Source organism: Sphingomonas sp. SL1004, assembly GCF_057815015.1.
Genome location: NZ_JBYMUX010000001.1, coordinates 1,296,143 through 1,308,630, shown reverse-complemented (window position 1 = coordinate 1,308,630; position 12,488 = coordinate 1,296,143). Strand labels below are relative to the sequence as shown.

Sequence of the window (12,488 nt, the reverse complement as noted above, 5' to 3'; positions counted from 1 at the left end):
CATCATCCGCACCGTCGCGGAGACAGGATCGACCAACGCCGACCTGCTGGAGCTTGCACGCGGCGGTGCCGAGGACGGTCTCTGGTTGCGCGCGATCCGGCAAACGGCGGGGCGGGGGCGGCTCGGGCGCGAATGGTCGTCGCCCGAGGGTAACCTTTACGCGAGCACGCTCGTCCGGTTGCGGCCGAACGATCCGCCGGCCGCCAGCCTCGCGCTAGTCGCCGCGGTCGCCTTGCAGGAAACCGTGTCGACCTTTCTCGTCGCCGGGATCTGTCAGGGCACGACCGATGCGAGCGAGACGCTGGTCCTGAAATGGCCGAACGACCTGCTGCTGGCGGACGCTAAGCTGTCGGGAATCCTGCTCGAACGCGCTGATGACGCGGTGATCGTCGGCTACGGCGTCAACATCGCGCATCACCCTGATTTGCCGGACCGTGTGACGACCGATCTGGCCGCGCACGGTGTCGTAGTCGATCCGGCGATGTTCCTCGACATCCTCGCCGACAGTTTCGCGCGTTGGATCGGCCGTTGGCGCACCGAAGGTATCGCCCCCGTCCGTGAGCGTTGGGTCGACTGTGCGCACCCCGCCGGTACCGCGCTGACTGCGCGGCTCCCGGATGGCAGCGGGATCGACGGTCTGTTCGTCGGGCTCGACACCGACGGCGCGCTGATCCTCCGCTTGGCGTCTGGCGAGCGGCGTGTCATTCACGCTGCCGACGTCTTCCTGCTTTGAGGCCCCGCTGATGCTGCTCGCGATCGATGCCGGCAATACCAATGTCGTGTTCGCGCTGGTCGAAGCCGGCGAGATCGTGGCGCGCTGGCGGATCGCCACCGATCCGCGGCGGACGGCGGACGAATACGCGGTGTGGCTGAGCCAGTTGATGCAGCTTGGCGGGCATGATCGCACTGCGGTCGAGGGCGTGATCGTCGCCACCGTCGTGCCGCGCGCGCTCCACAACCTCCAGGTGCTCGCGTCGAAATACTTCAACACCGAAGCGCTGATCGCGGGCCACGCTCCGGTCGAATGGGGCATCGCGATCGATGTTGACGAGCCCGCCTCGCTCGGCGCCGATCGTGCGGTCAACACGATCGCCGCGCATGCGCTGCATCCGGGCGACCTGATCGTGATCGATTTCGGCACCGCGACCACCTTCGACGTCGTCGACTATAGCGGCGCGTACAAGGGCGGGATCATCGCGCCGGGGATCAACCTCTCGCTCGACGCGCTGGTGACCGCCGCGGCGAAACTCCCGCGGATCGCGATCGAGGCACCGACGGATACCAGCGTGATCGGACTCAACACCGTCTCGCAGATGCACATCGGCATCTATTGGGGCTATGTCGCGATGATCGAGGGGCTGGTCGCGCGGATGAAGCGCGAGATCGGCCGTCCCGTTAAGGTCGTCGCCACCGGCGGCCTTGCTACATTATTCGAGAAACAGACCGACGTGTTCGACGTCATCGAAGCCGACCTGACGATCCAGGGGCTGGCGATGATGTGGGATCGTCACCATATCTAGGGCCATTGGGCTCGCGCCGACCGGCCTGCGGGCCATATTCCTGTATAATCCTGAAAGTAATCAATGACTCCGAAGAACGAACTCCTTTTCTGTGGCCTTGGCGGCTCCGGCGAAATCGGCATGAACGTCAACCTGTACGGCTGCCAGGGCAAGTGGGTGATGGTCGATCTGGGCATCACCTTCGCCGATCCGCAATATCCCGGCGTCGACGTGATCCTGCCCGACCTGTCCTTTATCGAGGACCGCATCGACGACCTGCTCGGCATTGTCATCACGCACGGCCATGAGGATCACATCGGCTCGTTGCCGTACCTCGCCGAAGACCTCGGCGTGCCGATCTACGCGACGCCGTTTACGATGGGCCTGATCCGCGGCAAGCTCGAGGAAGAGGGCATCGCCAACCGCGTGAAGCTCAAGATGATCCCGATGGGCGGCAATTTCCAGCTCGGGCCGTTCGGCTTTACCTTCGTCGAGATGTCGCATTCGATCCCCGAGGCGAACGCGCTGCTGATCGACACGCCTTATGGCCGTGTGTTCCACACCGGTGACTGGAAGCTCGACAAGAACCCGGTGATCGGCAACCCGACCACGCCCGAGGGTTTCATGGCGATCGGCGACAAGGGCGTCGACGTCCTCGTCTGCGATTCGACCAACATCTTCAACACCACCGCGTCGGGCAGCGAGAGCACCGTGCGGAAAGGTCTGTTCGAGGAGGTCAGCAAGGCCAAGGGCCGCGTGATGATCACCAGCTTCGCGTCGAACGCCGCGCGTCTGCACACGTTCGGCGAAGTGGCGAAGGAAACCGGACGCAAGCTGTGCGTGACCGGGCGTTCGCTCGACCGGATCATCAAGGTCGCGCGCGCTACGGGGTATCTGAAGGATTTCCCCGACACGATCAGCCCCGACGAAGCGATGCGTCTGCCCAAGAACAAGGTGCTGATCATCGCCACCGGCGGCCAGGGCGAAGAGCGTGCGGCGCTCGCACGTGTCGCCAATGGCCAGCACACGATCACGCTCGAGGCCGACGACACGGTGATCTTCTCGTCGAAGCAGATCCCGGGCAACGAGGTCCAGATCGGTCGCATCCAGAACACGCTGGCGGCCAAGGGCATCCGCATGATCACCGAGCGCCAGGCGCACGTCCATGTGTCGGGCCATCCGGGTCAGCCTGAACTCGCGCAGATGTATGATTGGCTGCGTCCCGAGGTGCTGGTGCCGACGCACGGCGAGATGCGCCACATGATGGAGCATGCGCGCTTCGGTCTCGAGCAGGGCATTCCGCGCGCTATCGTGCAGAGCAATGGCGATATCATTCGTCTGGCGCCCAAGGGCCCGGCGAAGATCGGCAACGCGACGGTCGGCCGCCTGGTGCTCGACGGCGACGTGATCCTGCCGGCGGACGGCGCGACGTTGAGCGAGCGGCGGAAGCTGGCGATCAACGGCCAGATTTCGGTCGGTGTCGCGCTCGGCAAGGACGGCCGGATGGTCGGCCAGCCGCAGGTTCGCGTGCAGGGCGTGCCGGTCGAGGAAGACCGTGCGGCGTTTATCGCCGATGCGGTGCAGGCAGCCGCGGATACGGTACGCGGCGGTAAGCGCGAGAGCGAGAAGATGCGCGAGCAGATCCGTCTCGCGGTGCGCAAGGTCGCCAAGCGCTGGACCGGCAAGCAGCCGATCGTCGATGTCCTGCTGATCGAGGGCTGATCGGGTGCGCTGGACCTCGGCACTCGCGATCTACGTCCTGTTCTGGGCGTTCTCGGTGTTCCTGGTCCTGCCGTTCGGCGTGAAGACAACGCGTGAAGTCGGGGGCGAACACGTCCCCGGCCAAGCCGAAAGCGCGCCGCACGAGTTTCGCTCGGGGCGGACGGCGTGGCGGGTGACGGTGGTGGCGACGGTGTTGTTCGTGCTGTTCCAGCTGAATTATTCTTACGGGTGGATCACGCCGCAAAGCGTCGACCTGTTCGACCGCGGGAACATGGTGACGCGCTAAGGGGCGGACCTCGTTGATGCCCGATCGATAAATCACGATCCTCGCCCGCCAGGGGGAGGTGGCTGGCACTTGCCAGACGGAGGGGGAGGTAAGCGCAACCTCGGCTCCGTGTCCTCCCCCTCCGTCACCTTCGGTGCCACCTCCCCCTTGCGGGGGAGGATCGCGAGGTTGCCATCACCCTGGCGATGCGGCCGAGCCAGCCAGCAACCCGCCATCGATATTGATCTCCGTCCCCGTGATATACGTCGCTTCGTCCGACGCCAGCATCACCGCGACCGCTGCAACCTCGTCCGGCATCCCGAACCGCTTCAACGGCGTATCGGCCACCAGCGCCGCCATCCGCGCCTCCCGCTCGGCTCCATCCCCCAACATCGGCTCCCAGATCGGCGTCAGGATCGCCGCGGGATGCACCGAGTTGCAGCGGATCTTCCACCCCTGTTGCGCGCAATACAACGCCACCGTCTTGCTGTGATTGCGGATCGCCGCCTTCGACGACGCATAGGCCGCGGCAAGCGGGATGCCGACCAGCCCGGATCTCGAAGAGATGTTGATAATCGAACCCGTACCCGCTGCTTTCATCGCACCGATCGCATAGCGGCAGCCGAGGAACGTACCGTCGAGATTGACCGCATGAACTGCGCGCCAGTCGGCCAAGCTCGCATGTTCGGGATCGTGTGCGACCATGCCGTGCTCGAAACCCGTTACGCCCGCATTGTTCACGAGCACGTCGGCCACCGGAACGACCGCCGCCAGGCGCTGCCAGTCCGCCTCTTCGCGGACGTCGAGCTTTTCGAACTGGCAACCGATGGCCGCCGCTGTCTCGGCGCCGGCGGTTTCGTCGATGTCGGTGACGAAGACGATAGCGCCTTCGTCATGGAAGCGCTCGGCGATCGCGCGGCCGATGCCGCGTGCTGCGCCGGTGACGACGCAAATCTTGTTCTTCAGTCTTGGCATTTGAGCCTCGAAATAGGAGTCCGTTCAGCGGATTGCTCCGCTGGCGAGGGCCGCGTCAGCGGTGACGCTGGATCATTTCGAAAGCTCCTTTGAGGTCCGGTTCAGCGCAGACGCTCGATGGCCTGCGCAAGGGCAACGTACAGTTTGCCCATGTCGGACGACAGCAACGTTACCCCGAGCGGTGAGCCATCGCGCTGGGTCAGGATCGCGCGGAGCATCGCTTCGAAGTCGTGGATGTAGCGATTGACCATCTCGCGGAAGGTCTCGTCCTCGTCATACAGCCCAGCGATCTCGCGGACTTCGCTCGCATCTAGAATGCGGACGGCGCGGCGTGTGAAGACGCCGCGGTCGCCCTTGAGATACGCACCCCACGCGCTGTCGGAGATTTCGGGCGCGATTGCCTTGGTGATGTCGATCGAGGCAGAGTTGAGCGATTCGATCAACAGCGAGACGCGGCGCGCGAAGGTGTCCTGATCGGCGTCTTCGCGTTCGGTGCGCGCCTCCTGGATCCGCGTTTCGACGACCCCGGTCTGGTCGACGATCGCCTGGACTTCGCGCGCGAGGCGTTCGGTCGCGCCGGTCGCGGCGTCGACCGCGGCGCCCGTCGCATCGGTAAGCGCCTTGACCTGGCGTTCCACGGTGTCGTTGGTCGCGCGGCGCATCGCGTCGGCGCTGGCAGCTTCGAGTGCGGCTGCGGCTTCGGGAATGACCTTCGACAGCGTCTCGCGCGCCTTGTCGGCAGCAACCGCGGCGGTTTCGCGAACGCGGTGGAGCGCCTCGATCAACTGCGGGGCGGCGTCTTCGGCGAAGTGCTGAGTCCGGCCGATCGCTTCGTCGACCATCTGGCCCAGCGCGTCGGCCTTCGCGCGGCCGGTGTTGAGCGTGTTGAGCAGGTCGGTCGACAGCGTATCGAGCACCAGGCGCTGTTCGCCGATGACGCCGGCGATCGCCTCGATCGCATCGTGCGTGCTCTCCGCCGCGGTGACCAGCGCAAGCAGTTCCGGCCGGGCCGACACGACGATGCTCTTGCTGGCGAGGACGTGCGAATCGAGCCGGCCAAGCGCCTCGGGCATGGTCTCGTCGATTTCCCGCGCGGCGGCATCGAGCGCGACCAGAAGCGTCTCGGTAGTCGTAATCGTGCGGTGCGCCATCTCATCGCCGGAGCGTAGCGCCTCGGTCATCGCATCTGCAGAGCCGCCGAGCGCGCTGATCGATGCGGCGAGACCCTGGGTGCGCTCGGTCCCGTGGCGATGCAGTAGTTCGATCCGCGCCTCGACTTCGCCGAGCCCGGTGTGGAGGTCGTCGACGATCCGCTCGCCGGCGTTGCGTTGCAGGTCGAGGCGGATCGCGACGCGTTCGATCGCGTCCTCGACGGTGGCGATGCGGCGGGCAAGCGCTTCGGCGCTGTGACGGGCTGCGGTGTCGAGCGCAGCCTGGTTGGCGCCGACCATCGCAAGCATCGCGTCGCCCTGCGCGGCGATACCCTTGCGCGCGTCGTCGACCGCGTCGGCGGTACGGTTGAGCAGCGCGTCGACCGCGCCCGACATGCCGTCGGTGACCGCTTCGAGATGCGCGCCCGCGGTCTGGCTGGTCGCTTCCATGCGGACGATGTGCGCGGCGAGGCGTTGCGCGGCGCCGCTCGCCATCGTGTCGGCCTCGCGACCGCGTTCCGCGAGCGCGACGATCTGCGCGTCGAGCGCGGCGGCGTGCTCGCTGGCCGAGAGCCCGGTGCGTTCGAGCCGCTTGGCGACGTCGTCGATATCCGCCTGCGCGCGGGGGAGGGTGGCGATCAGGACGCCGAGGCTGGTCTGCGCGCCGGCCGTGGAGGTGGCGAGGTTGCGCGCGTGCGCGGCGGCCTGGTCGATCTCGGAGACCATGCCGCGGCCGATTGCCGCGAGCTGTTCGGTCGCGCCGCCGCCCATGGCCATCAGCGCGTCGAGTTGCTGGGCGAGTTGCACGCGGTTGGCGTCGATCGTGTTCGACAGCGCGGCGACGGTGCGTTCCAGGCTGGCGGCCTCGTCGCGCATCGCCTGCGCGGTGATGCCGAAGCGGTGCGCCTCGGCGCGGCTGGTCCGCATCGCGAGCAGCCAGACGATGCCGACGAGCACGGGAACGACGCACAACGCGGCGATGAACTGGACGAGCGCGACCGGCTCCATTCCCCCGAGCGAACCGCGCGCGATCCAGAGCATCGCTGCCAGCCAGATCACTACGATCGCGACCGCAATGCCGGCAAACACCGCGCTACGTTCGCCCGCATGTTCTTGATAAACCTCGTCGAATTCAGGTTCAGTGACGGTTTCGGACATGTCTTCTATCACCGGATCCATCACGATGTCCGCGCGAATAGGATGGGCATTGCCTGCCGTCGCGCGAAACCCGATCATTGACGAACCCCCGTTCATGAGGTGTGGAAGTACCACGAAACGCGGTCGGACAAAACGCATAGTGCAATCTTCTCTTAAGCATCCGTCCGGTAAGCAGGGCGACATGGCGTATGATCCGGGGGCAATCGATGCGACGCTGGCAGCTGCGGTCGGCGACGAGCCTGCGCTGATCGCCGAACTGCGAATCGCGTTCGTCGAGAGCGCCGAGCGCGCGTTGACCGCGATGACGCTGGCCACCGAGGTCGAGGAGTGGCGGGGCGCGGCGTGGCGGCTGAAGGGGTTGGCGGCCAGTTTCGGCGCGGTACGGCTGATGGCGCTGGCGACCGAAGTCGCGGAAGGCGATCCGCGCGATGCCGAGGGTTTGAAGAAGCTGCGGCGCGCTATATCGCGCTTATGACGCGGTTCCGGCCTTAGCGCGGGGCGGTTCGGCCGAACGCGGGCTTTGCAGGACGGCGCGTACCGCCTAACAGCCGCACATGCTTGCCGGCCTATTATTTGCAATTCACGACGCCGACGATCGCCCCGATCGTCTGGCCGCGACGCTGCCGTTCAGCGGCGTCACGCTTATCGAGTACCAGGCACGGTTGCTGATCGCGGCCGGTGTATCGCAGGTGATCGTCGTCGTCGCGCGGATGACGCCCGAACTTCTTGGGGCGATCAACCGGATCGGGCGGCGCGGCGTTTCGGTCGATACGGTGCGCTCGGCGACCGAGGCGGTCGAAAAGCTGCATCCGCTCGCCCGCGTGCTGATGCTTGGCGACGGGCTGGTCACCACCGAAGCGATCGTCAAGGCGATGGCGGGCGAGGAGGGCGATTGCCTGCTTGTCGTGCCCGAGAGCGATGCGGGGCCGGGGTTCGAACGCGTCGGCGGGCAGATGGCGTGGGCCGGCGTCGCGCGGCTGAGCTCGAGCCGGATCGCCGAGGTCGCGGCATTGCCACAGGATTACGATCTTCAGTCGTCGCTGCTGCGTCTGGCGGTACAGTCGCGCGCGACGCAAGTGTTGCTGCCGACCGATGCGGTGCGCGGTGGACATGGGATCGAGCGCCAGGCGCGGACGCTCGAGGAGCGCGGCCGCGCGGTGCTGATGACGATCGTATCGGGGCGGCGCGGCTGGTTCGACCGGTTCGTGCTTGCGCCGATCGCGCGACTGGCACTGCCGTTGCTGGTGGATCGCGGTGCGGCGGGGACGACCGTCGGCGCGGCGGGCCTGGCGTTGGGGCTCGCCGGGCTCGTGACGATCGGCTTCGGGCTTTCGTCGATCGGGCTCGTGGTCGCGTTGCTCGGCTGTATCGCGCTGGCGCTCGGCTCGGTGTTGAGCGGGCTTCGCGATGAGGAACCGATGGCGCATGGTCAGACGCTGGCCATCGCTGGCGTCGTTGCCGCCGCGATCCTGGTATTCGCATTTTTCGTCAGCGGCTACGCCGGCGAGAACACCGCGCTGGCGATCGGTACCGCGCTCGTCGTGGTCGGTGGACTTGCCGAGCGTGCGATCGTCGAACGCGAGCGTGTGCTGTGGTGGGGCAGTCCGGCGGCGTATCTGCTGGTCGTCGCGGTGTTCGCGCTGATCGGTTTTCCGGTGGTCGGACTGGGCGTGACGGCGATCTACGCGACCGCTACGCTGGCGGCGGTGATCGAACGATTGCGTCGCACGCCTTAGGCGGACCTTAACGACCGGGGGCTAAGCACGGAAGCATGTCGGTCGGCCCCACGATGCAAGACGCTATGCCGTCCTACGATCCAGTGCAGCGGGCCGAGACGGCGCGGCTGCGTGCCGAGGCCCGGCTGGCGGGGACGATCGCCGATTTTTTCCTCGATTCTGATGCGCGGCTCGACGATCGTACGCGGCTGATGCTCGCACAGGTGCTCGCCGCGATCGTCGCTGCGATCGAATGGGACATCCGGCGCCATGCGGCGCGGTTGCTGGCCGGCAGCGGCGCGACGCGCGCGGGCGAGGTGATCCTGAAGGCGGGGGCGGGAACCGTCCTAGAACGCCTGACGCGCGCGGGGCTGCTGCGTGACGAAGACCTGATGGACGAACTGATCGCCCGCGTCCGCCATGATCTGGTCGCGGCATCGCTGCCGGTCGAGGTGGCCGAGCCGGACGAGGCGAGTCTGCTCGTGCGGTTGGCGGGCGTGCCGGACAGCATCGTCGCGTCGGCCGCGTCGGCCCTGCTGGCGGCGGAGAGCCGGCGACGGGTCGCGAACGAGCAGGGCTCGGCAGGCGGAAGCGAATTGCCCGCCGAACTGCATCACCGGCTGGTCTGGTGGGTGGCGGCGGCGATCCGCGATGGCCTGAAGACGACGCGCGACAGCGATCGGGCGATCACCGATGCGGCCGAGCGCAGCCTAGCCGCGCATGACGAGGGCGAACGGCCCGACGCGGTCGCGACGCGTTTGGCGAAGGCGCTGGATGCGCGACCTAATGAACTGGCCGCCGTGCTGGTCGAATCGATCGGCGACCGACGGCTTTCGCTATTCATCGCGGTGCTGGCACATGCGCTGGGCATCGCGTTCGATCAGGCGCGATCGATCACGTTGGAGCCGGACGGCGATCGGCTGTGGCTGGCGCTGCGTGCACTCGATATGGATCGGCCGACCATTGCCAAGATCGGTCTGGCGCTTTCGGAAGCCGATCCGCGGCGCGACATCGAGGCTTTCGCAGACGCGTTGGATGCCATCGTGTCGATCGGTGTGGAGGATGCGCGGGCATCGATCGCTCCATTGGCGCTGAACCGCGATTTTCGGATGGCGTTGCGCGCGCTGGCGCGTACGGATCGGCGATGAGCGTGTTCGATCCATCGACCGAAAGCCCGATCGCGCACGCCATCGTTGCGCCCGATGGCTCGTTGTCGTTCGCGGACCCGGCGTTGATCGCGCTGAACCAGCGCGCCGGAGGCATGCGCGGCGCGCCGCTAGCTGTGCCGCAACTCGCGACGATCGCGCGGTTGGCGCGGCGGCTGGGAATCGTCGTGTCACGCGGCGTGGTGGTCGCGGATGACGAGACCGATGTCGACCTCTGGGTGCGCGCGCAACCGGACGGCGAGAATGTGCGGCTGACGGTCAGTGGATGGCGTGAGATCGCGGCGTGGCGTCCTTCGCGACCGGCACCCGATGCGCAGAATGACGTTCTCGACAGCGATACCGACTGGCGGTGGGAAACCGATTCCGCGTTGCGACTGACGTTCGTGACCTTGGATGCGGGGCCGAAGCATGGCTTCGACGCGTTCGCGCTACTCGGGCAGCCGTTGACGGCGATGTTCGCGCTCGATGCGGGGGCGGACGGGACGTTGCCGATCCTCGATTCGCTCGCCCGGCGCCGGCCGATGATCGCGCAACCGGCGCGGTTGCGGAGTTCGGGGCGGGCGGTGACGCTGACCGCGACCGTGCGTCATGATGCCTCGGGGGATTTCGCCGGGTTCATTGGCGCGGCGCGGATGGTCGTCGACGAGGTCGAGCCGCCCGCCGAGGCTGCGACGTTGTCGCCGACCTTTACCAGTGGGCTCGACAAGGCGTTGCGCATTCCCTTGGCGCGGATCGTCGCCAATGCCGACAGCATCAATGCGCAGGCCGATGGCCCGGTGCAGAGCGATTACGCCGACTACGCCGCGGATATCGCCAGCGCTGGGCGCCACCTGCTCGAACTGGTCGATGACCTCGTCGATCTCCAGGCCGTCGAGCGGCCGGACTTTGTGCTCGCGCCAGAGCCGATCGATCTTGCCGACGTCGCGCGCCGTGCCGCTGGTCTGCTGACGGTGCGCGCGAGCAATGCGGACGTCACGATCGTCCGGCCCGCCATGGACATGCGGGTCCCCGCGCTCGGGGATTTTCGTCGCGTGTTGCAGATTCTGGTAAATCTCGTCGGCAACGCGGTGCGGTATTCGCCGGCGGGATCTCACGTCGCGGTGTCGGTGGAGCGCAACGATACGCAGGCCATCGTCATCGTCGCCGACAAGGGCAAGGGCGTCGCGCCCGAGGATCAGATCCGGATTTTCGAGAAGTTCGAGCGGGTCGATCCGTCTGAGGCCGGCGGCAACGGGCTCGGCCTGTATATCGCACGGCGTCTCGCGCGGGCGATGCAGGGGGATCTCACGATCGAAAGCGCGCCTGGTGAAGGCGCGCGGTTCGTCTTGACCTTACCGGCGGATCCGGCGCGCCACTAGGATCAGCGCGAGGCCGAACGCGGCGAGGAATGCGCCGCGATCCGCCCAAGGCCGCTGGTCGAGCATGAAGCTCGACTGCGGCCAGTGGATGTAACCGAGCCCCTGACCGATCCAGAGCAGACCCATCAGCGCGCAGAGCACGCCGACGACCATCAGGATCGGCCGGAGCGTCTTCATCAGCGTGACGCCATCGGGACGTAGTCACGCGCGGTCGGGCCGCTGTACAGCTGACGCGGACGGCCGATCTTCTGGTCGGGGTCGGTGATCATCTCGTTCCACTGCGCGACCCAGCCGACGGTGCGGGCGAGCGCGAAGAGGACGGTGAACATCGAGGTCGGGAAGCCGATCGCCGACAGGATCACGCCCGAATAGAAATCAACGTTCGGGAAGAGCTTCTTCTCGATGAAGTACGGATCGCTGAGCGCCAGACGCTCGAGCTCGATCGCAACGTCGAACACCGGGTCGGTGACGCCCAGCTCGCCGAGCACTTCCTTGACGGTCGTCTGCATGACGGCCGCGCGCGGATCGTAGTTCTTGTAGACGCGGTGACCGAAGCCCATCAGGCGGAACGGATCGTTCTTGTCCTTGGCGCGGGCGATGTACTCGGGGATGCGGTCGACGGTGCCTATCTCATGCAGCATGTTGAGCGCGGCTTCGTTCGCGCCGCCGTGTGCGGGGCCCCACAGGCAGGCGATCCCGGCCGCGATGCACGCGAACGGGTTGGCGCCCGACGAACCGGCGAGACGGACGGTCGAGGTCGACGCGTTCTGCTCGTGATCGGCGTGGAGGATGAAGATACGGTCCATCGCCTTTTCGACGATCGGGTTCACGACGTACTTCTCGGCGGGGACGCCGAACGTCATCTTCAGGAAATTGCCGGTGTAGCTCAGCGTGTTGTCCGGATAGACGAACGGCTGGCCGACGCTGTACTTGTACGCCATCGCGGCGATCGTCGGCATCTTGGCGATCAGGCGGTGCGACGCGATCACGCGCTGGGCCGGATCGTGGATGTCGGTCGAATCGTGGTAGAACGCCGACAGCGCGCCGACGACGCCGCACAGGATCGCCATCGGATGCGCGTCGCGGCGGAAACCACGGAAGAACTGCGCGAGCTGCTCGTGCACCATCGTGTGGCGCGTGATCGTGTTGGAGAAGTTCGCCAGCTCGTCTTCGCTCGGCAGTTCGCCGTTGAGCAGGAGGTAGGCGACTTCCATAAAGTTCGACTGTTCGGCCAGCTCGCCGATCGTGTAGCCGCGGTGCAGCAGCGTGCCCGCGTCACCATCGATATAGGTCAGCTTCGACTGGCACGACGCCGTCGAGGTGAACCCCGGATCATAGGTGAAATTGTCCGTCTGCGCGTACAGCTTGCGGATATCGATGACATCGGGCCCGACCGTACCGGACATCACCGGATACTCGAAATCCTTGCCGTCGACCTTGAGGGTTGCGGTCTCGCTCATGCTTGTATCCTTCCTCGAA

At 66.5% G+C, this 12,488-nt stretch carries 12 protein-coding genes; 8 read left to right on the top strand and 4 right to left on the bottom strand.

Annotated elements, in window-relative coordinates:
- The first annotated feature begins 1 nt into the window (after position 1).
- The 4 genes from AC3D24_RS05720 (at position 2) to AC3D24_RS05705 (ending at position 3,507) form a co-directional block, all read left to right on the top strand.
- Positions 2-733 carry a biotin--[acetyl-CoA-carboxylase] ligase gene (locus AC3D24_RS05720; protein WP_489033058.1) on the top strand — a complete coding sequence of 244 codons (732 nt, stop codon included), beginning with the start codon at positions 2-4 and terminating at the stop codon, positions 731-733.
- A gap of 10 nt (positions 734-743) precedes the next feature.
- Positions 744-1,520 carry a type III pantothenate kinase gene (locus AC3D24_RS05715; protein WP_120300085.1) on the top strand — a complete coding sequence of 259 codons (777 nt, stop codon included), beginning with the start codon at positions 744-746 and terminating at the stop codon, positions 1,518-1,520.
- 63 nt (positions 1,521-1,583) lie between these two features.
- Positions 1,584-3,221 (top strand): ribonuclease J, encoded by a 1,638-nt coding sequence (locus tag AC3D24_RS05710; RefSeq protein ID WP_093397297.1) that lies wholly within the window; start codon positions 1,584-1,586, stop codon positions 3,219-3,221.
- Positions 3,222-3,225: 4 nt separating this feature from the next.
- Positions 3,226-3,507, top strand: coding sequence for a DUF1467 family protein (locus AC3D24_RS05705; protein ID WP_333922776.1), 282 nt, complete (start codon positions 3,226-3,228; stop codon positions 3,505-3,507).
- A gap of 174 nt (positions 3,508-3,681) precedes the next feature.
- Here AC3D24_RS05705 and AC3D24_RS05700 read toward each other — a convergent pair whose 3' ends face one another.
- Together AC3D24_RS05700 and AC3D24_RS05695 are read right to left on the bottom strand one after the other, a co-directional pair.
- Positions 3,682-4,461: an SDR family oxidoreductase gene (locus AC3D24_RS05700; RefSeq protein ID WP_489028996.1), complete on the bottom strand. Its 780-nt coding sequence runs from the start codon at positions 4,459-4,461 to the stop codon at positions 3,682-3,684.
- Between the two features lie 101 nt (positions 4,462-4,562).
- Positions 4,563-6,848 carry a coiled-coil domain-containing protein gene (locus AC3D24_RS05695; RefSeq protein ID WP_489028994.1) on the bottom strand — a complete coding sequence of 762 codons (2,286 nt, stop codon included), beginning with the start codon at positions 6,846-6,848 and terminating at the stop codon, positions 4,563-4,565.
- A gap of 103 nt (positions 6,849-6,951) precedes the next feature.
- Between AC3D24_RS05695 and AC3D24_RS05690 the strand changes: the two genes are divergently transcribed.
- From AC3D24_RS05690 to AC3D24_RS05675, 4 genes are all read left to right on the top strand, one after another.
- Positions 6,952-7,245: an Hpt domain-containing protein gene (locus AC3D24_RS05690; protein WP_489028992.1), complete on the top strand. Its 294-nt coding sequence runs from the start codon at positions 6,952-6,954 to the stop codon at positions 7,243-7,245.
- Between the two features lie 79 nt (positions 7,246-7,324).
- Entirely contained in the window at positions 7,325-8,506 is a 1,182-nt protein-coding gene (locus AC3D24_RS05685) for a hypothetical protein (RefSeq protein ID WP_489028990.1), read from the top strand.
- Positions 8,507-8,541: 35 nt separating this feature from the next.
- The gene (locus tag AC3D24_RS05680) at positions 8,542-9,633 is read left to right on the top strand and encodes a DUF2336 domain-containing protein (RefSeq protein WP_489028988.1); all 1,092 of its coding nucleotides are present in this window, start codon (positions 8,542-8,544) and stop codon (positions 9,631-9,633) included.
- Entirely contained in the window at positions 9,630-11,009 is a 1,380-nt protein-coding gene (locus AC3D24_RS05675; protein ID WP_489028986.1) for a sensor histidine kinase, read from the top strand. Before AC3D24_RS05680 ends, AC3D24_RS05675 begins: the two co-directional genes overlap by 4 nt.
- On the opposite strand, the gene AC3D24_RS05670 is transcribed toward AC3D24_RS05675, so the two are convergent.
- Together AC3D24_RS05670 and AC3D24_RS05665 are read right to left on the bottom strand one after the other, a co-directional pair.
- Positions 10,983-11,186, bottom strand: coding sequence for a hypothetical protein (locus tag AC3D24_RS05670; RefSeq protein WP_489028984.1), 204 nt, complete (start codon positions 11,184-11,186; stop codon positions 10,983-10,985). The two genes, AC3D24_RS05675 and AC3D24_RS05670, sit on opposite strands and share 27 nt — an antisense overlap.
- Positions 11,186-12,469 (bottom strand): citrate synthase, encoded by a 1,284-nt coding sequence (locus AC3D24_RS05665; protein ID WP_056048581.1) that lies wholly within the window; start codon positions 12,467-12,469, stop codon positions 11,186-11,188. Before AC3D24_RS05665 ends, AC3D24_RS05670 begins: the two co-directional genes overlap by 1 nt.
- Between the last annotated feature and the right edge of the window lie 19 nt (positions 12,470-12,488).